The sequence below is a fragment of the Pseudomonas sp. FSL W7-0098 genome (assembly GCF_005930585.1).
GTDB classification, from domain to species: Bacteria; Pseudomonadota; Gammaproteobacteria; order Pseudomonadales; family Pseudomonadaceae; genus Aquipseudomonas; species Aquipseudomonas bubulae.
In genome coordinates this window covers 42,974-64,220 of record NZ_RXHW01000003.1, presented here as the reverse complement: position 1 = coordinate 64,220, position 21,247 = coordinate 42,974, and the positions used below count along the sequence as shown (strand labels likewise).

General features: G+C 57.4%; 16 protein-coding genes. 7 read left to right on the top strand and 9 right to left on the bottom strand.

Translation table 11 applies throughout. The features are described 5' to 3' along the window. Positions 1-67: 67 nt before the first annotated feature. A complete protein-coding gene (gene ptrR / locus FHL07_RS05825) occupies positions 68-943 on the bottom strand; it encodes a putrescine utilization regulator PtrR (RefSeq protein ID WP_095002659.1) in 876 nt (291 codons plus the stop codon). 103 nt (positions 944-1,046) lie between these two features. On the opposite strand from ptrR, the gene FHL07_RS05820 reads away from it, so the two are divergent. Then, positions 1,047-2,228: an MFS transporter gene (locus tag FHL07_RS05820; protein ID WP_138738199.1), complete on the top strand. Its 1,182-nt coding sequence runs from the start codon at positions 1,047-1,049 to the stop codon at positions 2,226-2,228. Here FHL07_RS05820 and FHL07_RS05815 read toward each other — a convergent pair. From FHL07_RS05815 to FHL07_RS05805, 3 genes are read right to left on the bottom strand one after another with little or no spacing between them, the layout of a single operon-like run. Beyond that, positions 2,176-3,105, bottom strand: coding sequence for a DMT family transporter (locus tag FHL07_RS05815; protein ID WP_095002661.1), 930 nt, complete (start codon positions 3,103-3,105; stop codon positions 2,176-2,178). The genes FHL07_RS05820 and FHL07_RS05815 overlap by 53 nt on opposite strands. Before the next feature lie 41 nt (positions 3,106-3,146). Next, the gene (locus FHL07_RS05810; RefSeq protein WP_095002662.1) at positions 3,147-3,551 is read right to left on the bottom strand and encodes a DUF2177 family protein; all 405 of its coding nucleotides are present in this window, start codon (positions 3,549-3,551) and stop codon (positions 3,147-3,149) included. Between the two features lie 22 nt (positions 3,552-3,573). Next, positions 3,574-4,410: a CvfB family protein gene (locus FHL07_RS05805; protein WP_095002663.1), complete on the bottom strand. Its 837-nt coding sequence runs from the start codon at positions 4,408-4,410 to the stop codon at positions 3,574-3,576. Between the two features lie 358 nt (positions 4,411-4,768). Between FHL07_RS05805 and FHL07_RS05800 the strand changes: the two genes are divergently transcribed. Both FHL07_RS05800 and FHL07_RS05795 read left to right on the top strand, forming a co-directional pair. After that, positions 4,769-4,948 carry a hypothetical protein gene (locus tag FHL07_RS05800; protein ID WP_016781632.1) on the top strand — a complete coding sequence of 60 codons (180 nt, stop codon included), beginning with the start codon at positions 4,769-4,771 and terminating at the stop codon, positions 4,946-4,948. A gap of 194 nt (positions 4,949-5,142) precedes the next feature. Continuing rightward, positions 5,143-5,865 (top strand): TorF family putative porin, encoded by a 723-nt coding sequence (locus FHL07_RS05795; RefSeq protein WP_095002664.1) that lies wholly within the window; start codon positions 5,143-5,145, stop codon positions 5,863-5,865. A 188-nt stretch (positions 5,866-6,053) separates the two neighbouring features. Here FHL07_RS05795 and FHL07_RS05790 read toward each other — a convergent pair whose 3' ends face one another. Beyond that, on the bottom strand, positions 6,054-7,400 hold the full coding sequence (locus tag FHL07_RS05790) for a DEAD/DEAH box helicase (RefSeq protein WP_095002665.1): 1,347 nt from the start codon (positions 7,398-7,400) through the stop codon (positions 6,054-6,056). A 191-nt stretch (positions 7,401-7,591) separates the two neighbouring features. On the opposite strand from FHL07_RS05790, the gene FHL07_RS05785 reads away from it, so the two are divergent. Continuing rightward, complete coding sequence (locus FHL07_RS05785) at positions 7,592-8,860, top strand: mechanosensitive ion channel family protein (RefSeq protein WP_095002666.1); 1,269 nt, start codon at positions 7,592-7,594, stop codon at positions 8,858-8,860. Between the two features lie 92 nt (positions 8,861-8,952). Here FHL07_RS05785 and FHL07_RS05780 read toward each other — a convergent pair whose 3' ends face one another. From FHL07_RS05780 to FHL07_RS05765, 4 genes are all read right to left on the bottom strand, one after another. Further along, on the bottom strand, positions 8,953-9,513 hold the full coding sequence (locus FHL07_RS05780; RefSeq protein ID WP_095002667.1) for an RBBP9/YdeN family alpha/beta hydrolase: 561 nt from the start codon (positions 9,511-9,513) through the stop codon (positions 8,953-8,955). 41 nt (positions 9,514-9,554) lie between these two features. After that, complete coding sequence (locus FHL07_RS05775) at positions 9,555-10,415, bottom strand: carboxylate/amino acid/amine transporter (protein ID WP_095002668.1); 861 nt, start codon at positions 10,413-10,415, stop codon at positions 9,555-9,557. A gap of 153 nt (positions 10,416-10,568) precedes the next feature. Continuing rightward, positions 10,569-16,403 (bottom strand): hypothetical protein, encoded by a 5,835-nt coding sequence (locus FHL07_RS05770; protein WP_138738198.1) that lies wholly within the window; start codon positions 16,401-16,403, stop codon positions 10,569-10,571. 299 nt (positions 16,404-16,702) lie between these two features. Beyond that, positions 16,703-17,302: an FMN-dependent NADH-azoreductase gene (locus FHL07_RS05765; RefSeq protein WP_095002670.1), complete on the bottom strand. Its 600-nt coding sequence runs from the start codon at positions 17,300-17,302 to the stop codon at positions 16,703-16,705. A gap of 154 nt (positions 17,303-17,456) precedes the next feature. Between FHL07_RS05765 and FHL07_RS05760 the strand changes: the two genes are divergently transcribed. From FHL07_RS05760 to FHL07_RS05750, 3 genes are all read left to right on the top strand, one after another. After that, positions 17,457-18,380 (top strand): LysR family transcriptional regulator, encoded by a 924-nt coding sequence (locus FHL07_RS05760; RefSeq protein ID WP_095002671.1) that lies wholly within the window; start codon positions 17,457-17,459, stop codon positions 18,378-18,380. 163 nt (positions 18,381-18,543) lie between these two features. Then, entirely contained in the window at positions 18,544-19,107 is a 564-nt protein-coding gene (locus FHL07_RS05755; RefSeq protein ID WP_095002672.1) for a peptidylprolyl isomerase, read from the top strand. Positions 19,108-19,257: 150 nt separating this feature from the next. Continuing rightward, complete coding sequence (locus FHL07_RS05750) at positions 19,258-21,090, top strand: ABC transporter ATP-binding protein (RefSeq protein WP_095002673.1); 1,833 nt, start codon at positions 19,258-19,260, stop codon at positions 21,088-21,090. Positions 21,091-21,247: the final 157 nt, after the last annotated feature.

Sequence of the window (21,247 nt, the reverse complement as noted above, 5' to 3'; positions counted from 1 at the left end):
GGTCAATGAACTTTAGGCTAAGTCGCCCCATACATCGGATTCAGGCCAGCACTTGAAGTTGCAGCGATTAATCATGAACTGGCAGCGAACGGGCCTGTTGCAGCTGTATCCAGGCATTCAGGTTTGCCCCCGTCATGCCTTTTCGCCACATCAGCCAGGTCGTGGCGCATGCAAAAGGTTGTTTCAAAGGGTGTACACGGACATTTTCACGCCCCGGCAAGCTGGCCAGCATCGAAGCCGGCATCAATGCGACCCCCGACCCCGCCGCCACGCACGCCAGCATGCCTTGATAGGATTCAATCTCCATTACCCGGCCCATGGCTGCGCGATCACTGGCGTACCAGGCTTCAAGCCGGGCCCGATAAGAACAGCCCTGGCGAAAAGTAAACACTTCGCGCCCCTGCACATCCTTGGCGTGGGTGATCTGCGGATGATCCAGATCACTGATCAGTACCAGGCGCTCGTCACAAAACTCCACCCCGTCCAGGCCTGCCAACTCCAGCGGGCCATCCACCAAGGCGGCATCCAGGCGCCCGCCCAGCAGCCCTTCGAGCAACTCGCCGCTGGGTGCCGATTGCACATGCAGATTCACCGCCGGGTAGGTGCGATGGTAGTGCGCCAGCAGGTTCGGCAAATGGATTGCCGCAGTGCTGTACATGGTGCCCAGGGTGAACTTGCCCGAAGGCACGCCACCCTGCACCGCGCTCAGCGCTTCATCGTGCAGGGCAAACAAACGTGCGGTGTAGTCCAGCAGCACCTGCCCTGCCGGAGATAACTGCAAGCGCTGACGCTCACGCATAAACAGTTCGACCCCCATCTGCTCTTCCAGTTGCTTGAGCCGGGTCGACAGGTTGGAAGGCACTCGGTGCAGACGCTCAGCCGCACGGGTGATCGACCCTTCTTCAGCCACGGCCTGAAAAATACGTAATTGGCTGAACTCCACACGATTCTCCAAAACAGAATAAGTAGATCACTATTATTCATTTTTAGAGAAAGTCAAATGCCACTAGCCTGACGGTCATTGTTCACTATCGGGAAATCCCAGCATGTCACCCCTGATTCGCCTGCTCGCCAGCCTTGTTGCACTCATGATGGCCATGGGCATTGGCCGTTTTTCCCTGACGCCTCAACTGCCGCACCTGATCAGCGAAGGCCAGATCGACCTGACCGGCGCAGGACTGATTGCCGCCGCCAACTACCTGGGTTACCTGCTCGGCGCCCTGGATGCCATGCGCGCCAGGCGCCCCGACCAGGTGCGTAATCGATTGCATACAGGCCTGTGGCTGTGCGTTGGGCTGACGCTGGCGTCGTACTGGGCCCAGGGGTTTTGGGCGCATCTGTTATTACGATTCGGCTCCGGGATCGCCAGTGCCTGGGTGATGGTGATGATCACCGCACTGAGTCAGCACATCGCTATCACCGCCAATCGACCGCGTCTGGGCGCTCTGGTTTTTGCCGGGCCCGGTCTCGGGGTGATGCTGACCGGACTGCTGGCCCTGGCCGCCAATTTAACCGGGCAAGACTCGGCCGCGCTCTGGATGATTTATGCCCTGGCGGCACTGCTGATGTTGCTGGTGATTTTGCCCGCGCTACCGCAACCCGCTGCACTTGCCGCCCGGCCTCAAACGATGCAGCCCGATAACCGGCAACCCGGGATCGCCCGTCTGGGAGCAATTTATGGGCTCTATGGCCTGGGCTATATCATCCCGGCGACATTTTTATCCCAGATGGCCAATGCCCGGTTTCATGGCCAGTGGCAAGCCGATCTGTTCTGGCCAGCATTCGGGCTATGTGCTGCCATTGGCGTGACACTGATCAGCTTTCGTCGGCCGCGCCCTGCTACCACGCGCTTCTGGCTGATGGGCGGGTTATGGATTCAAGCGCTTGGTGTGCTGGCGTGCCTGCTTCCGAGCAGCGCGGGGCTGGCACTTGGTGTAATCCTCTGCGGCACGCCGTTTCTGGCCTGCATGCCGCTGGTGATGCAGTGCTCACGGGATCTGGCGCCCAATGCCACAGCGCGCAATGCGGCCATGCTGACCGCCTGTTTCGCCGTGGGCCAACTGTGCGGGCCATTGCTGGCTGCACTGAGCAGCCATTTCAGCGGCGGCTTGCAACCGGCACTGATCATCGCGGCCAGCGGGCTGCTGCTAGCGGGCACTCTGGCCTGGCAGTCGGTCAGCCCCCCAGCAGAGCACGCACTTTGCGACGCACCCACTGCTCGGCGCTGACAAACGTAATACCGCACAGCACCAGCACTGCGCCCACCACAAAGTTGACGCTCAGAGGCTCATGCAGCACCAGCACACCGAATGTCACTCCGAACAGCGGGGTCATGAAGGAGAACACCGCCAAGTTGGAAGCCATATAACGCTTGAGTAACCAGAACCACACCAGATAACTGAAGAACGACACGACCAGCCCTTGAAACAGCACACTGGCCACCGCCACGGTGGTCAGGCTGACGTGGCTGATCTGGCCGCTGAAAGCGGCAATCACCAGCAGGCCGAAAAAACCGACAATCAACTGATAGAACAGGGTCAGGGTCACAGGTGCCTCCGACAACCGCGAGCCGCGCACCACCACCGTGGTCGCGCCCCAGGCCATGCCCGCCAGAATGGCGTAGGCATCGCCCAGCAGCACGTTGCGGTCCATGTCAGCAAACGACATACCGCCCGCGAATGAGAAGGCAATCCCGGCAAACGCAAGCAATATCCCCAGCCATTGCAAAGGCCGCAAGCGCTCGCTGGGCAACAGCCAGTTAATCCCGAGTGCGGTGAAAATGGGCGCGGTATAGAGAAATACCGACATATGCGCGGCACTGGTCAGTTGCAGGCCTTCGGAAATAAAGAAGAACTCCAGGCCGAACAAGCTGCCTGCCAGTAAACCGCCACGCCAGGTGGCAGGCACCTGGCTCCAGCCACCCTTCCAGCAGATCAGCAGCCCAACCAGCAGTGCTGAAATACCGGAGCGCATGGCGGCCTGCATCACGGGTGCGATATCGGGTGCCGCCAGCTTGATGATGACCTGTTGCACACCCCAGATCAGGCACAATCCCAGCATCACTTGCAGTGCGAAAGCATCCGTTGCTCGCCGCGAAACACTCATAGTTCACCCGAAAAAAGCCACACCTAAAAAGGTCGAAACAATCAGGACGCCAGCTTGCGTGCCGCCCAATAACCCGACAGGGCTGCAAGACAGGTCAGTAACCCGCCCCAGGCCATGTCCATCAATGCCAACTGGGGCGACCAGCCTTGCAGCGTGGCCCAGTTCGTCATGTCATAGGTGCCATAAGCCACCAGCCCGAAAAACGCACCTGCCAGAGCAGCCCTGCGCGCACTGGCCCGGGCAAGGGCCGGCAACACCACAAAGAACACCACGCCCAGCACATACAGCAGGTAAAACACGATGGCCGGGCCCCACTTGGGTTGAGCCAGCATCAACGAACCCAACAGCTCTTTATAGGTAGAGCTCATAAGCAGGCCCAGCCACAGGCCGTCAAGCACCAGAAAAGCCAGTAACGCACCAATATACGCCCACACTGCCTTGCTCATGTCGCCAGCCCCTCGTGTTGGATCAGATCAGTTCGATACGGTCCGGGTGGATCGCAATCTTGCCTTCCTTGTAGAGCGCACCAATGGCTTTCTTGAAGTTGCCCTTGCTGACGCCAAAATGAGTACTGATGACTTCAGGGGCACTTTTGTCGCTCACGGCGAGCACACCGTTGTTGTCGCGCAACTTGCTGAGGATCTTCGAATTCAGGCTGCTGGCTGCTTCCTGGCCAACCGGTTGCAGACTCAGGCTGATCTTGCCGTCCGCACGGACTTCCTTGATGTAGCCCTTTTCCTGCTTGCCCGCACGCATGAACTTGAAGATTTCATTCTTGTGGATCAAACCCCAGTGCTTGTTGTTGATCACGGCTTTAAAGCCCATGTCCGTGGCCTCGGCCACCAACAGATCAACTTCCTGGCCGACCTGATAATTGGCCGGGGTTTTGTCCAGGTAGCGGTCCAGACGGGCAGTCGCGGTGATACGACGCGTGTGCTTGTCGAGGTAGACGTGCACCACGACATATTCGCCGGCGGTCATCTGGCGCTTTTCTTCGGAATACGGCAACAGCAAATCTTTTGGTAAACCCCAATCGAGGAATACGCCGATGCTGTTAACTTCAACCACTTTCAAGCTGGCAAATTCACCGACTTGAACTTTTGGTTTTTCAGTGGTGGCAATTAACTTGTCAGCGCTGTCCAAATAAACAAAGACGTTGAGCCAGTCTTCATCTTCGCTGGGAATATCTTTTGGAATATAACGATTGGGCAACAGGATTTCGCCGTCAGCCCCACCATCCAGATACAAACCGAAGTTTGTATGTTTAACCACTTGCAAACTGTTGTAGCGACCGATTAAAGCCATGTCCAATACCCTCATTACGTAGGCGGCATTCTACCCGAGTTTAGGGGGGCAAATTGGAGTGCCGCAGCCCGCCATCCAAAAAATCTGCGAAAGGTTTGATTTATCAGGTTTTTCCAACGCGCCTTGGACGCCACTCGTCAGCCTGGCGGATGCTCAAAGGCCATCTGCGCACGGCCGGACACGTATACAAAACCTCCCACGTTATGAATTAAAACAGCGAGTTAGCCGACAATTATGCAGTCGTTCATGCTGACTCATACTGCACCGATATTATTTTACGAAGATATTTAACAAGCAATTGTCAAGTATTTCAGGTACTATCGCTGGCCAAGTTATTTTCTACAGGTCAATAGCCGCCATGCGTGTAAAAGCATCCGCCAGCAAAGCAAAGCCAGCTCCCGCTGTTGAAACCAGTGATTCCATCAATGCTCAAATCGAAGCATTCCTGAAATCCGGCGGCGAGATTCAGCAAATCAGCAAAGGCGTCAGCGGCCAAACTTTCGGCCCGTCCAAGCAAATCACGCTCGGCAAGAAGTAATACCCCCTCGCTTCATCTGGTCCTTATGCGCTTTGCCCTTCAAGGCGCTAGGACTCTCGATTTATCCCCTTTGTTCCCCTGCCCCGCCCCCGATTCGCATCGATAAATCGACGAACGGCACTTTGTTGCCGATATTCCTGCGTATGCTCCGAAGGCTCTGAATCAAGCCTTTGAGTCCAAATAGGGAGCCGATCATGCTGACACGGACGGTGTTGCTGGCCAGCACGCTGCTGACCAGCACCATTGCAGACGCACAGGTGTTTTCCCGCGAGCTGGGCGACTTCGACCTGAAGCTGGCCACCCAGCCCAGCCGCAGCATGGCCCAGGGCCTGGTCAAGCCCACCAGCCCCGGCTCGACCTTTCATGGCGGCCTGGACCTGACCCACGACAGCGGCTGGTATGTCGGGCAATGGGCGCCCACCATGGGCATCAAGCCTGGCAGCAACCTGGAAGTGGATTCGTATCTGGGTTACAAGCGCCCCTTTGACCAGACCCTGAGCTATGAGCTGGGGGTGATCCATTACAGCTACCCCAAAGTCGACTCACTGGACAGCCAGCAGATCTTTGCAGGCCTCACCGTGCTGGGCACGCGCTTTGGCGCCGCCTTCAGCAATGATCCGGGGCGCCGCGACAGTACATTGTTTGCCGATCTGGGGGTCAACCAGCCCTTTGGCATCGGCGTAAGCATGAAATACACCACCCACCAACTGGGCTCACCGGTGTCCATTGCCGACGGTGGCAGCGTACGCGCATTCAATGACTGGTCGATCAAACTCTCGCGCCCCTGGATGGGCATTGACCTCAACGTGATCTACAGCGATTCCAGCCTGGACGGCAGCGACTGCTCTGCCTACTCAGGGCAGAACACCCAGTGTGATGGCTTACTGACATTTAAGGCCGAGCGGACGTTCTACTGAAACGCCCGGGTTTTGTCGGAGCGGGCTAGCTCGCGATGCAGACGGCGCGGTTTCCCAGTCACCCCACGATGACACCATCGCAGGCAAGCCAGCTCCTGCAGACATTGCGGCGTTCACAAAATCTGCGGCGTTTCAGGCAACAAAAAACCCGGCGCAGGCCGGGTTTTTTTGTGAGCCATGCCAGCGATTTACTCAGCCGCTGGTGCTTCTGGCTTGCGGCGCTTGAGCGGCGCCATGCCGTCCTTGCTGACCAACGAAAGAGCGTCGGTCTTCGGGCGGTTGGCGATCTTGCGCTTGGTCGGTGCCTTGGCGCCCGACTTCTTCTTGACGCCCTTGGCGTCGGTCTTTTTCTTCTTCACACCAACAGCCTTACCCGAAGCCTTGACGTTTTTCGGGCCGCCGTAGACGCCTTTGACTTCCTTGATGGTACGGCGCTCGAAGCTTTGCTTCAGGTAGCGCTCAATGCTGGACATCAGGTTCCAGTCACCATGGCAGATCAGCGAGATCGCCAGGCCATCATTGCCCGCACGGCCAGTACGACCAATACGGTGAACGTACTCGTCGCCGCTGCGAGGCATATCGAAGTTGATCACCAGATCCAGGCCTTCAACGTCCAGACCACGGGCCGCCACGTCGGTAGCCACCAGAATCTTGACGCCGCCCTGCTTCAGGCGATCGATGGCCAGCTTGCGGTCTTTCTGGTCTTTTTCACCGTGCAAGACGAACGCCTTGTACTCCTGAGCCACCAGGCGACCGTAGATGCGGTCAGCCATGGCACGGGTGTTGGTGAAAACGATGGCTTTTTGATAAGTCTCGTTAGCCAGCAGCCAGTTAACAATTTGCTCTTTGTGCTGGTTGTGGTCTGCCGTGATGATCTGCTGACGCGTGGTGGCGTTCAACTGGCTGACCTGGTTGAGCTGCAAGTGCTCAGGGTTGTTCAGTACCTTGCCGATCATCTCACGCAGGCCCGAACCACCGGTGGTGGCCGAGAACAGCATGGTTTGCTGACGGTTCGGGCACTCATCGACCAGACGTTGCACGTCTTCGGAGAAACCCATGTCGAGCATGCGGTCGGCTTCGTCGAGTACCAGAACTTCAACTTCTTTCAAGTCAAGGTTGCCGGCATTCAGTTGCTCGAGCAAACGGCCAGGGGTGCCGATCAGGATATCCGGCACCTTGCGCAGCATGGCCGCCTGAACCTTGAAGTCCTCACCGCCGGTGATCAGACCGGACTTGATGAACGTGAACTGCGAAAAACGCTCAACTTCTTTTAGCGTTTGCTGTGCCAGCTCGCGGGTCGGCAGCAAAATCAACGCTTTGATACTGACGCGGATTTTGGCAGGACCAATCAGACGATTCAGAATCGGCAGTACGAAAGCGGCGGTTTTGCCACTCCCGGTTTGAGCTGTAACCCGCAGGTCACGCCCTTCGAGCGCGAGCGGGATGGCCGCTGCTTGCACAGGCGTAGGCTCGACAAATTTAAGCTCGGCCACAGCTTTAAGCAGGCGTTCGTGCAGGGCGAAATCGGAAAACACGGGTGCTACCTCGAAGAAATACAAAAAATCAGCGGCATAGAGTAACGGTTTCGAGCGCCAAGGCCGAGTTACTTTGCACGAACGGCGTGAAACAAATGGTTTTTTAGGGTCTTTAGTCCAATCAGGGCCCACAAATCGCCCTGAAGTGCTCTAATCCCATGGCCATTTATTACCGGATATCGTTTTAGCTTATGGATACTCAAGCACTCTGGAGCCAAATCCAGGACCTGTGGGCCAATCTGGATCAACATCCCTGGGTTTCGGCCATACTGGGCCTGATCGTTCTCGTGGGCGTCGCCCTGCTGGCCGGTCATATCGCACGCATTATTATCCTGCGCGTGACCAAAATGCTCGGCCGCCAACCGGCCCTGCACTGGATCAATGATTTACGCGAACACAAGGTGTTCCATCGCCTGGCGCAACTGACTCCCTCGCTGATAGTGCAGTTCGGGCGCAATCTGGTGCCGGACATGAGCGACAACGGTCGCCACTTCCTTGGCAACCTGGCGCTGGCCATCACCATCTTCGTACTGACGCGGGTTATCAGTTCACTGCTGGACGCCTTGCTCGACATCTATTCGCGCACCAACTACGCCAAGACCCGCCCGATCAAGGGCTACATTCAGCTGACCAAAATGTTGCTGTATGTGTTCTCGGCCATCATCATTGTCGCGACCCTGATCGACCGCTCGCCAATGCTGCTGCTTTCCGGGCTGGGGGCAATGTCTGCGGTTATCCTGCTGGTCTACAAGGATACCCTGCTGTCGTTCGTGGCCAGCGTACAGTTAACCAGCAACGACTTGCTGCGGGTTGGCGACTGGATCGAAATGCCTCAGGTCGGGGCCGATGGTGATGTGATCGATATCACCCTGCATACCGTCAAGGTTCAGAATTTCGACAAGACCATTGTCTCGATACCCACCTGGCGCCTGATGTCCGAGTCGTTCAAGAACTGGCGCGGCATGCAGCAGTCCGGCGGCCGGCGGATCAAGCGCAGCCTGTTTATTGACGCAAGCGATGTTGCGTTCCTGACCGATGAGCAGGAGCAACGTCTGGAGGGAGTGCGCCTGCTGAGCGACTACCTGCATCGCAAGAAAGCCGAACTCAAAAGCTGGAATGAAGCCCAGGGCAACGTGGCAGCCATGTCAGCCAACCGTCGACGCATGACCAATATCGGTACTTTCCGCGCCTATGCCCTTGCCTATCTGAAAAGCCATGCCGATATCCAGCCGAACATGACCTGCATGGTGCGCCAACTGCAAACCACGCCTCAAGGCGTACCCCTGGAGGTGTACTGCTTTACCCGAACCACTGTGTGGGACGAATACGAACGCATTCAGGGCGATATCTTCGACTATCTGCTGTCAGTACTGCCCGAGTTCGGTTTAAGCGTGTACCAGCAACCAAGCGGCAATGACCTGCGCAAGGGGCTGTTGACCAGAATACCGATCGAAGAGTGATGTGTAGCCGCTGAGGAGTACAGAGAGGCTGCGAGAATCTGAAAGCCCTGCGGGGCTTGTCGCAGCCTCTTGTCTCGTCAGCGGCTACATGTTCAGGCGTGCTTGAACTGCGGGTCGCCAGTGAGTTTGAACAACAACTCGATGCCCTGCGGCCAGGTGCCATAGCCACCTTCGCCATTGATATGCCCGGCATTCTCCAACCATACCAGTTCACTCCCCCAGGCCTGGCTGAAGGCCTCGGCCCGCTCGCGGGTGACATAGGGGTCGTTGGTACTGGCTACGGTGATGGCATCAAAAGGCAGGGTATTGAGCGGCATGGGGCTAAAGCCTGAGGTCCCGGCCGGGTAGCTGTCGGCCTCGGTATCACTGGGTGCCACCAGCAACGCCCCGCGCACCCGCCTTGCCTCCTTGGGGTGCTGCTGGGCCCAGCGGGCTATCAGCGTACACGCCAGGCTGTGACCCACCAGCACTACGGGGCGCTCGCTCTTGGTGATTTTTTTATGCAGGTTCTGCACCCAGTCAACACAGGCGGGGGTTTCCCAATTGTCCTGTTTGACCCGATGCAAACCGCTGTAGCGCTGCTCCCAGTGAGATTGCCAATGCTCTGTTCCTGAATTGAACAGGCCCGGCAAGATCAACACCCTGACTGTCATTCCGACTCTCCCTTAAGGCGATAGATGGACTGAGATTGACCTTAGACCGTCACAGCCCTGCGGTCTAGCCGGCTTATCCAGACGGCAATCAATATCACCAGCCCGCCCAGGAACAACCGCCCCAGAGGCTCGTGTTGATTCCAGATCAACAGGCTGAAAAACAGACCCACCGGCACATGCACGTTGTTCATGACCGCCAGGGTCGCGCCACTGACCATGCACGCGCCCTTGTTCCACCAATACAGGCCAAGTGCAGTGGAGACCAGCCCCAGAAACACCAGCACTCCCCACTGCAAGGGGGCTTCAGGCCAGAAATCGGCTTTGCCGAACAACACAAAAGCAGGCAGTACCACAGCCAGCGCACCCAGATAGAAGTAACCGAAGCGCCGGTAATGCGGCAAATCGCTCGGGTAGCGTGCGACCAGATGCCGGTACATCACCTGACCGGCGGCATAAGTGAAGTTGCCCAGTTGCAGGAGCAGGAAGCCCTTGAAAAATTCGGGGCTGATGGTGTCAAAACGAATGACCGCAGCCCCCATAACGGCGACCAGTGCCGCAACAAGCGCCCACGGGTTGAAACGGCGGTTGATTGCATCCTCGATTAGGGTCACGTGCAGGGGGGTCAGGATGGTGAATAACAACACCTCCGGAACCGTAAGCACTCGAAAACTCAAGTACAGACAGACGTAGGTGACACCGAACTGCAGCGCCCCGATCAACAGCATGCCGCGCATGAAACCGGGTTCGACCTGACGCCAGCGTGTGAGCGGAATAAATACCAGCCCCGCCAGTACCACACGCACCAGTACCGCAAAGTAACTGTCGACGTGCCCCGCCAGATACTCGCCAATCAGGCTGAATGAAAACGCCTGAATCAGGGTAACAATTAACAGATAGCCCATGAATCTCTCGCTCAAAAACCGTAGTTGCCTGTTCGTTTACGCCGTGGCGAATTCGAAAGAATGGGCGACCTTAGCGGGTTTGCCGGGGAAGTAAAATGCTGGCTTGCCAATCTCATCCGCTCCAGGGCAATTGAGACCTCAGGGCGCACAGCACTAGAAACCGGTCAGCCGCTTCCATTCCTGCAGGGCGTCCGGGCCCAGCGGCCTGAACAACGCCGGATCGTGAAAGAGTGCCTGCTGGATCTCAACCAGGTTCATGGTTGCGCTTTGACTCATAAACGGCACCAGTTGCCCGTGCCACAGGGCTCCGTCCGCGGTGAAATAGCCGCTTTTGTAGGGCCGTCCGGGATAAATCTGCGAGTAGATTTTTTCCGCGAAATAATCCACCACACTTTCATCATAATTGACCCCCTCCCCGGAAATGACCTGCAAACCGGCTCTGCGATGAGAGGCCGCATGGACATACTCATGCACTACCGTGGAGCGCACCTTGTCGGAGTCCACCAGACCGTTTACCACATAATCCGGATGATCCGTGGCGATATGGATCTTGCCTTGCGGGGAGGTCCAGGCGACAGGGCTGGCTTTCGCAGAGGCCGCGTCGTAGGGGATATCCATCCTGACCGCCAAATCACTGGCCGTTGTCGAAATGACTTCAACGCCCTCCAGTTCAACATTGAACCGGGTGCGGATTTCCTGCTCAATTCGCTTGAAGTCGATGCCGCTCTCAACCTGCCAGGGGGTACTCGCCGGCAGCTTGTTCAGGTTGCGGTAAAGCTGCGGCCCGTCCGGCTCCGGGGTGAACAGAATCTCGGGGGCGGTCTCCCATTTCGATCTTGGCTTGGGTTGCAGAGTAATCTGCGGAGCCAGGTCCCAGACACCTGAGGTCTGGCCCTGAGCTGGCCTATACACAACAAAGGGGCCAGCCTGTTCACCATCCGTATGCAACTGCCAGAGTCTGTTTCTGACCCGCACCACCTCATAAGCCTCGGGTGGATCTCCAACCGCGATATAGGATCTATTGTTGAAGGTATGGACACCTGTTGTCGTATCGGGCTGCCGCCCTTTCAATGAAACGTCGCTGCGCCGGAATGTGGTCATGTCCCCCAATGAGGCCAGCCCGTTATCGTCCTGCAGTCTCCAGGTATGCAAACTGGCGGTCTCTGGCACTTCATCTCCCCCGCCCTTGATCCCTCTTCTTTTCCATTGCCCCGCAGCTCCCGCTTCAGGCTTGGCAATTACCCCGCTGCTGAGCAGTTGCGAGGGATTGTCAGGACTTCTGACTCGCAGCAAGTAATAACCATCGGGAAGATCAGGGCTGGCAGAAACAAAGAATTTTTGCTGGCCGAAATGTACTGACCGGGCGCCTGAGGCCAAGCGCGGCCCATAGGGAAGACTGGATACAGGATCAATCAGGCGGTAATCACTGGTCGTGACGCTGCCCGTGTTGCGAACCTGCACGTTTTTAACATCACTGACCGTACGCAGCTCATCGCCCTGAGCCACAGGCTTCCAGGCCCCGGGATCCGCGATCGTTACCAGCCCCTGTTTAATGTCGTAACGCGCCACGCTTGAAAGGCTGGTCACTTGCCTGAAGTGCCCGAGACCTTTCTCAGCCAGACAAGCACCACCCTCAAGCAGTTTGACACCGCTCCACTTGAGCAAACGGGGCAAGCCATCCAGGGGGGTCAGCTCCTGAGCCAGAGACACCAGCAGGGTTCTGGCGAGCTTGCCCATCCGGGGCAACACGGCCTTGAAGCCGATCTTTCCAGCCAGGTTGATCACCCGCACTGCCCCCCCGGCAAATCTTACGACGGGGACCAAAAACAGCAGGTCCAGGAGCATCCCGAATGCCCCCGAAGCTCTGCGTTTCTGATCATCCGAAAGCAGATCCTCGATGCCCCCCCAAAATGGCGTAATCACCTTTAGCAATGACAGGGCAGGATGTGCCTGGTCAAAAGCCGTCACTCCCCGGGCAGCCGCACGAGCTTGCCCCTTGTCGATATAGAGCGGAATCAGCCTGGCAATCTGTTTGCTGCGCAAGGAGTTGAACGTATCGGGCAGATGACTGCTCGTCTCGTCTCCCGCTGGCACGCTACCAAGCTCCTCAATAATCAGCCTGGATCGGGAGGTCTCATGGGGCATGGGTTTGTGCCCGGTCCGATAGGCATTTTCGTCAATATTCAAAACCGTGCCATGCCGAAAAGTGTGGACCCAGGTGTGAATACCGATTTTCTTTGGAGCGATTACGCCTCCTACCAGCAATGGCTTGAGCCTTGGACTCTCTTGTATGTGCAGCGCCCTTGGGAAAATCTCGTAGAGATCACAGGTTTCTTTTTTGCACACTTCGAGAATAAACCCCTGACGCAACATCAGTGAGTCCGTGATTTCGGGGCTGTCCTCACTGACACTGCCGGTACTTTCAGCTCTGACACGCAATACCCTGACATGGCTGTATTCAATGTCCTGACGCTGCCGCGGGGGCAGGCTGTCCAGTAAAAACCTGACAACCGCCTGTTGTGCTGCCACAAGCGCCGCCTCATAGGCATTGTACTGCCGGTTGAATTCCAGCTCGATATTCACCGGCAACTTCTTGAGCCGTGAGAAGCGCTCGGCACTTGCGCGAACCTCCTCGGCACTCGGTATGGTGGCTGAAGTGTAGGGCGGAAAATCCAGCTCCAGATGCTTGCCGGCAGCGTAAAGCTCAAACAGCGGCATTCTGCCCCTGGCAGCCGTGAACTCGCTGAAATAGGGATTCAGGCCGCGCCGTGCCAGCTCTTTTTTTGCAATTTCAAACCTGTTGGGGGCAGGTTTGAACAGGTCATTGGTTGCTTTGAAAATCGCGTGTTCATACGCATCCAGCGCTTGTACTGCGCGCTGCATCTCCACGCTGGAATAAGCAGCCAGGGGCATTTTAGGTACAACGCCATGCAGGGCCGCCCAGGCCATCAGTGGAGGCAGGCGCAAGGCAAGAATGGCTGAAGACTTCTCGCGGAGCAGAACCTGTTCCTGCTCGTTTGCTTTGGCGGAAAAAACGAGCCCCTGCCCCTGCTTGCCAGGCAACAGGATGACTTCCTGAAATGTCATGCGCAGTGTCGAGCCTGGCTCGATGGCATGCGCCAGTTCGGCACCATGGCGCAAGTTGACCCAACTGGGCGAACCGTAAGTCAGTTCGCCAGGAATATCGCGGACACTGAAATCCGGTGGCATGGCCGTTCGCAACAACCGCGCCAGCAACGCGGCAAACGCCGAGGATGCAGCTTGTCGCGAAGTAAGCAAAAAGGTCTCAAAATCGCTGCGGATCCACGCATAGGTCCTGCCCCATAGACGATCCGAGTGCAAATCGTAACCGGCCACTTCACCAGCCTGCGAGTATCGAAGCACAAGAGTCTTCCAAACCAGTTGGGTACATAGCGTCACCGGGCTGGTCTCACCATCGCGTGCGCCATGCCACCCCAGGACCTTGAGCAATTCGCGACCGAGACACTGACCGCATTCTGAAGTCAGCAGCTGTTGCAGCGCGACTGCAGGCCTGGTGTGAGCGAACCGGGCAGGGTCAAAATCAGGCAGGTAATGTGCCAGCAATTCCAGCGGCGGCAGAGCGTTAACACCTTGTGAAGGCTGCCGGGACGATATAAAACCCTTGACGGCATTCAGCAGCTTTCGCTCCTGATCCGCAGTGAGAAGGCAGTCAATCAGGGGCGTGCCCCGCTCCATACCCATACACCGAACTGCATACTGCTCTTCAAGATCGTTCAGTGCCTGCAGCCTGGCAGGAGCCGTAGTTGGGCCAGCCGGAATGACACGGTAGTACTCGAGCATTTCCGGCAGAGTTACAGACTCACCGTAATCAAAAAGATAGGTTTGCCCGTCACCCTGCAGGTAGGTCTCCAGATGCCCGCGCAGTCTGACCGGCAGTGTTTCTGCAAGCGGCAGGCGCTGGTACAGCACCTGTATAGCCTCGCCACGCAAGTCATCCTTGAACAACTGAAACTGGCGAATTACCTCACTGATGGCGCACTGCAGCTCTGAATGCATGACTGGACGCAGCCTGCGCGAAGACGGTACAGCAGACTGCTTGAGCATTTCGGACATAGCCTGCAAGTCCGCCAAGGTAGCGTCTGCCTGCTGTTTGAACGTGTTTATCGGTTCATCTGGCACCGCCTCGGGTGCTACAGGCAATTGGTACTCGACAGCGATGTACCTCAATGGGCGAACAAGAGCCTGTATGCTTTCACGAAACTCCTGCGCTGCCATTTCGATGCAATTGTCACCTGCACAGATAAAGAAAAGATCTGCTTGGGCAAAAACGTTGAATGCCTCGAGATTGGCAACCATTTCACGTAGCACATCGCCGAGCGGACTGGTACTGACAAGCTGCAAATGCTCTGGATTTATCCTCCCGGCTGACAGATCTGTGACTTTGCTGTCATCGCGGTAACCCTTGAGATTCAGACTGTCCATATCGAATGGTGAAACCAGTGGCTGGATCAGGGGGAATGCCTGCACCAACCCGTCATTCAGGGCGGTGTTCCTGAACGCTTGCGCGATGTGCTTTCCCTGTCGGGCTGACTCGCACACCTGCAGCGCATGCCCGACACGAAACCTGGCCCTGAGATCAATTGCCTGCTCCAGATAAAGGGGCTCCACCGAGCCAGAACGGATCAGATGCGTACAACTGTCCTGCTGCCAGCTCAGCAGTGTTGTCAGGCAGTGGGCAAAGGCATCGCCGCCGGGTACACCCGGATAGTCCACAAGCGCACGTGGACGATGGGCAAAAACAGCGTCCCGGTGGCCCAACGCAACCCCGGCTCGCAACCAGGGATGGTTTTGTGGTTGATCCAGCCAGAGCGTCATGCAGTCACTGAACTCACTGCCCGAGGAAAACTCGATCAGTCCCTGACCTGCAATCAACAGGATGACACCCGCAGGACTGTAGATAGGCAGATCCCGCGGACTGCTGGTAAGAACCAGACATCCGGCAACCCGGGCCTCGATTTCAGGCACCCGCAGAAACAGCTCATACACGCCGGGGCTGTGCAGATCCATCGCATCGCGCACGCCGCCGGTTATCCCCTTGATCATGGCCGCCCCTTCAGCCGTCAAGGTGCCGTCGCGCAAACGCAGATTGGCTTCAGCAGCCCTTTGCCTGGCCATTCTTTGTGCCAGCCAGGCCTTGAGAGGCTCGTTCATCGGCAGGTCACGGGCATAGCGATTATCGGCGTCCTGCAGAAGTTTAAGCAGAACCCCAGGCTTCTCCAGACCGGAGTGACTGCGATAAAAATGGCCCGCACTGGCCGCAGGGTATGTCCAGGCAGTCATTTGGCCGTCCGTGCTCATGCCGTCCGGATGCGCAGCCAACTCGCCGCTCTCCCTGTAGGCCGCGAACAGCTGGACAATGCTGCGGCTCTCCCATTCATGGCCGGATACCCCCAGGACGCCGAAGACAAGTCGCTGCGGATCGACACCTGCCAGCTCATGGGGCGAGGCAACAGCCATGGCCGACTTGAGCCCGTCCAGCGGTGTACCGCTATAAAAAGCCGCTACCTGTTGCTGGTAGTTCAAGCAGGCCCGGACACCTGCATCCTGCAACATGGCCACGAGCTCACTGCCGGTATTGTCACCGCCAACAATGCGCGCCCCCAGATCCCCATAGACTCCCGCCTTGTCGAAGATACCGACCAACCCCTGAAAAACCGGCAGCTCACGGCTCGCCAGATATCGACTCAGTTCCTCACCCAGAGTCCGGGAAGTGGCGGGACTGGCAACCTGCTCGGTCTGATCCTGATTCCACACAAGCCGATAATCAGTGACATGCATTGCATCCAGGTCAAATGCTTGTGACACAAACGCAAAGCGCCGGTGCAACGTTGTGCGAAACGAATCTCTGGCGGCCGCAAGAAAAGTGGGCTGTCGGGATAGGTGGCCGGCAATGGCCAGCGCTTCTCTTTGGAGTTGCGCCTCTGGGCGGGACGAAAGCATGGACATGGCACACAGCCCTTAATCAGTGATGTTTTGCCATCCGATAAGGATCCCGGGCAAAACAATTAAAGGGCAAAGCTAACAGAGCATGGACCTGTAAAAAGATAGATACATAGCGCACTTGAAAGGCGTGAACATGCTTGTACGCAACAAATGCTCCAGACAAAAAAAGCCCGATCCAGCGCAAAGGCTGATCGGGCACGGGCACTCAATAAAGTGCAAAGGGAGGTTCGATGCGCGAACCGCATGCTTGAAGGAGCAATGAAACAATTAAGCCATCGGGCGATTATCTGTCGATTAACAGACTACGCGATGGCAGACAACCTGGCCTTGGCCTGATTCAAACCTTTCTCCTGGAAGTCACCGCCCAGGTTCATCCCTTCGGCATGGATAAAGGTCACATCGTGAATGCCGACAAAGGCCATGACCTGACGCAGATATGGTTCCTGATGGTCCGAGGTGCTACCCGCATATAGCCCGCCGCGAGCCGTCAACACGTATGCTTTCTTGCCGGTCAAAAGCCCCTGTGGACCGGTTTCGGTGTACTTGAAGGTCACCCCGGCGCGCAATACGTGGTCCAGCCAGGCCTTGAGCGTGCTCGGTATCGCAAAGTTGTACATGGGCGCCGCCAGCACCAGTACATCAGCGGCCAGCAACTCGTCGGTCAACTCATCGGAGCGCTTGAGGGAGGCGTGCTCGTCTGCACTGCGTTGTGCTTCGGGCTTCATCCAGCCACCCAACAGGTTGGCATCAAGGTGCGGTACCGGGTGCAGGGCAAGGTCGCGAACGGTGACCTGATCGGTCGGATGGGCTGCTTGCCACTGGCTGATGAACTGCTGGGTCAACTGACGGGAAAACGAGCCTTGCTGGCGGGCGCTACTTTCAATGATCAGAACATTGGACATGGCGGACAAGCTCCATCTGTAAATGCTGTAAGAATGGAGCCAAGATTAGGGGTCATTGATTCGATAAAAAAGCGCAATTACCTGCTACAACCTATCTATAAATCTGTTTGTTTAACGGTATCCTGTAACCACTTCAAAATCAGAGGAATTCATTGTGAAAGCGCCCCGCGTGACCCTTGATCAATGGCGCACCTTGCAGGCTGTGGTCGACCACGGAGGCTTCGCACAAGCCGCTGAAGTTCTCCACCGCTCACAGTCGTCTGTCAGCTATACCGTGGCCCGCATGCAGGACCAGCTCGGCGTGCCGCTGCTGCGCATCGACGGACGCAAGGCGGTGCTGACAGAAGCCGGTGGCGTGTTGCTGCGTCGCTCCCGGCAACTGGTCAAGCAGGCCAGCCAGCTCGAAGACCTTGCCCATCATATGGAGCAAGGCTGGGAAGCCGAGGTGCGCCTGGTCGTCGACGCAGCCTACCCCAATGCCCGGTTGGTGCGCGCCCTGACCGCCTTTATGCCGCAAAGCCGGGGCTGTCGCGTACGTCTGCGTGAAGAGGTTCTTTCCGGCGTCGAGGAAGTGCTGCTCGAAGGCGTGGCTGACCTGGCCATCAGCAGCTTCAATATTCCCGGCTACCTGGGTACCGAGTTGAGCACCGTGGAGTTTGTCGCCGTGGCCCATCCCGACCACCCGTTGCATCGCCTGCAACGCGAGTTGCATTTCCAGGACCTCGAAAGCCAGTTACAAGTGGTGATTCGTGACTCCGGGCGCCAGCAACCACGCGACGTGGGCTGGCTGGGCTCCGAGCAGCGCTGGACCGTCGGCAGCCTGGCCACGGCGGCTGCCTTTGTGGGCAGCGGGCTGGGGTTTGCCTGGTTGCCACGGCACATGATCGAGCGCGAGCTCAAGGAAGGTCTCCTCAAGCCGTTGCCGCTCAACCAGGGCGGCAATCGTCACCCGGTGTTTTTCCTGTACGCCAACAAGGACAAACCCCTGGGCCCGGCAACTCAAATCCTTGTCGAATTGTTGCGAACTTTCGACACGGCACCGCTCGAGGCACCTTTCGCCGCACCGCAGCAAGCGTGATGAGCAGTGGGCAGGAACCTGATTCGAGAATATCCTGTCCAACACCCGCCGCCCGTGAACATCTGCCATTGCAAGATGTGGCACGGGCACTGGTTCAATGCCCCCCAACTTCACTGACGGTGCGGCATAGAACGGTCACCCAACTTTTCAGGATCACTGAACCATGCTTAAAAAAATTGCTCTTGCCGCTGGCGCCCTGCTGTTCGCTGCCAACCTTATGGCGGCTGAAACTGCCAAAGCGCCTCACGTGGTACTGGATACCAGCTTTGGCAAGATCGAAATCGAACTGGACCCGGTCAAGGCTCCGATCAGCACTGACAACTTCCTCAAGTATGTCGACAGCGGCTTTTACAACAACACCATTTTTCACCGCGTGATCCCGGGTTTCATGGTGCAAGGTGGTGGTTTTACGTCGCAGATGGTGCAAAAACAGACCCGCGACCCGATCAAGAACGAAGCCAGCAACGGCTTGCATAACGTTCGCGGGACCCTGTCGATGGCACGCACGTCGAATCCGAACTCGGCCACCAGTCAATTCTTCATCAACGTGGCAGACAATGCGTTTCTGGACCCGGGCCGTGATGCCGGTTACGCCGTTTTTGCCAAGGTGGTAAATGGCATGGACGTTGTTGACCAGATCGTCAACTCGCAAACCACCACCAAACAAGGCATGCAAAATGTGCCCATCGATCCGGTACTGATCAAGTCGGCCAAGCGTATCGACTGACAGGCGCTATCACGCAGGAAGCGCTGACTGGAAACAATACACGGTCGCTGCTGCCGCAGACGGCTATGCTGCCTTCGCCTGCAGCGACCGTGTTTTGCTCTGCCGGTCACACCACTATAAGGAGAGCCCGCGCTGCGGGCGTCAGTGCCAATGCTCTATCGTCGCTTCGAACAACTGATCGATATTTTTCGCGAAGCCCCCACTCCGGCTCCGCCCAGCACTGTCTGGGCATTTTATCTCTACTACCTGCGCCAGGTCTGGCCCGTGTTTGCCGCCTTGCTGGTGGTCGGGCTGATCGCGGCACTGATCGAAGTATCGCTTTTCAGCTACTTGAGCACGCTGATCGACCTGACCCAGGGCACGCCCAATACTGACTTTTTCAAGGTCCACAGCGGTGAGCTGATCTGGATGGCCGTGGTCGCACTGATCATCCGCCCGGTGTTCTTCGGCCTGCATGACCTGCTGGTGCACCAGACCCTGAGCCCCAGCATGACCAGCATGATCCGCTGGCAAAACCACAGTTATGTGCTCAAGCAAAGCCTCAACTTTTTCCAGAACGATTTTGCCGGGCGCATCGCCCAGCGCATCATGCAAACCGGCAACTCCCTGCGTGATTCGGCGGTACAGGCCGTCGATGCGCTGTGGCACGTCCTGATCTATGCCATCAGCTCGCTGGTGCTGTTTGCCGAAGCCGACTGGCGCCTGATGATCCCCCTGCTGACCTGGATCCTGTGCTATGTCGGGGCCTTGTATTACTTCGTACCACGGGTCAAGGAACGCTCGGTGGTATCTTCTGATGCACGCTCCAAACTGATGGGCCGCATCGTCGACGGCTATACCAACATCACCACCCTCAAATTGTTCGCCCACACAAACTTTGAGCAGCAGTACGCGCGCGAAGCCATTATCGAGCAAACCGAAAAAACCCGACTGGCCAGTCGCGTGGTCACCAGCATGGACGTGGCAATCACCAGCCTGAATGGCCTGCTGATCGTCAGCACCAGCGGCCTGGCGCTGTGGCTGTGGAGCCAGTCGCTGATCAGCGTCGGCGCAATTGCCCTGGCCACCGGCCTGGTGATTCGTATCGTCAACATGTCCGGCTGGATCATGTGGGTGGTCAACGGCATTTTTGAAAATATCGGCATGGTTCAGGACGGCCTGGAGACCATCGCCCAACCTGTCGCCGTGACTGACCGCGACCAGGCTCCACGCTTGATCGTCAACCGTGGCGAAGTGCGTTTTGAACACGTTGACTTCCACTACGGCAAGCGCAGCGGGATCATCAGCGACCTCAACCTGGTAATTAAACCCGGTGAAAAAATCGGCCTGATCGGCCCTTCCGGTGCCGGCAAGTCAACCCTGGTGAACCTGTTGTTGCGCTTGTATGACCTACAAGGCGGTCGCATCCTGATCGACGATCAAAACATCGCCGAAGTGACGCAGGAAAGCTTACGCGAACAGATCGGAATGATTACCCAGGACACCTCGCTGCTGCATCGTTCGATCCGCGACAATTTGCTGTACGGCAAGCCGGACGCCACCGACGAGGAGCTGTGGGAAGCCGTGCGCAAAGCCCGGGCCGATGAGTTTATCCCGCTGCTATCCGATGCCCAGGGCCGCACCGGTTTTGACGCTCATGTGGGCGAGCGCGGCGTCAAGCTGTCCGGCGGCCAGCGCCAGCGTATCGCCATTGCCCGCGTGCTGCTCAAGAACGCTCCGATCCTGATCATGGACGAGGCCACCTCGGCACTGGACTCCGAAGTCGAAGCCGCGATCCAGGAAAGCCTGGAAACCCTGATGCAAGGCAAAACCGTGATTGCCATCGCCCACCGCCTCTCCACCATTGCACGGATGGACCGTCTGGTGGTCCTGGAAAACGGCCGTATCGCTGAATCCGGAACCCACAGCGAGCTGCTCGCCAAAGGTGGCTTGTACTCGCGTTTGTGGCAACACCAGACCGGTGGTTTTGTCGGCATCGACTGAACCAAAAAAGCGCTAGCTGCAAAGCGCGTGGAGCACAACGCCAGCCCCCGATTTCAAAGGGGGCTGGCGTTTTTTATGGCACTGGAAAAAAAACCGGCGAGTGCTGTAATTAGTAAAGGATTCGGGAGAATCCTGTAGTAAATCGCAGGAGGCAACG

Excerpts from the sequence above, each read along its gene's own strand:
- FHL07_RS05810 (WP_095002662.1), bottom strand. The coding sequence starts at position 3,551 with ATGAGCAAGGCAGTGTGGGCGTATATTGGTGCGTTACTGGCTTTTCTG.
- FHL07_RS05780 (WP_095002667.1), bottom strand. The coding sequence starts at position 9,513 with ATGACAGTCAGGGTGTTGATCTTGCCGGGCCTGTTCAATTCAGGAACA.
- FHL07_RS05785 (WP_095002666.1), top strand. The coding sequence starts at position 7,592 with ATGGATACTCAAGCACTCTGGAGCCAAATCCAGGACCTGTGGGCCAAT.
- FHL07_RS05795 (WP_095002664.1), top strand. The coding sequence starts at position 5,143 with ATGCTGACACGGACGGTGTTGCTGGCCAGCACGCTGCTGACCAGCACC.
- FHL07_RS05755 (WP_095002672.1), top strand. The coding sequence starts at position 18,544 with ATGCTTAAAAAAATTGCTCTTGCCGCTGGCGCCCTGCTGTTCGCTGCC.
- FHL07_RS05770 (WP_138738198.1), bottom strand. The coding sequence starts at position 16,403 with ATGTCCATGCTTTCGTCCCGCCCAGAGGCGCAACTCCAAAGAGAAGCG.
- FHL07_RS05775 (WP_095002668.1), bottom strand. The coding sequence starts at position 10,415 with ATGGGCTATCTGTTAATTGTTACCCTGATTCAGGCGTTTTCATTCAGC.
- FHL07_RS05800 (WP_016781632.1), top strand. The coding sequence starts at position 4,769 with ATGCGTGTAAAAGCATCCGCCAGCAAAGCAAAGCCAGCTCCCGCTGTT.
- FHL07_RS05805 (WP_095002663.1), bottom strand. The coding sequence starts at position 4,410 with ATGGCTTTAATCGGTCGCTACAACAGTTTGCAAGTGGTTAAACATACA.
- FHL07_RS05765 (WP_095002670.1), bottom strand. The coding sequence starts at position 17,302 with ATGTCCAATGTTCTGATCATTGAAAGTAGCGCCCGCCAGCAAGGCTCG.
- FHL07_RS05815 (WP_095002661.1), bottom strand. The coding sequence starts at position 3,105 with ATGAGTGTTTCGCGGCGAGCAACGGATGCTTTCGCACTGCAAGTGATG.
- FHL07_RS05820 (WP_138738199.1), top strand. The coding sequence starts at position 1,047 with ATGTCACCCCTGATTCGCCTGCTCGCCAGCCTTGTTGCACTCATGATG.
- FHL07_RS05750 (WP_095002673.1), top strand. The coding sequence starts at position 19,258 with ATGCTCTATCGTCGCTTCGAACAACTGATCGATATTTTTCGCGAAGCC.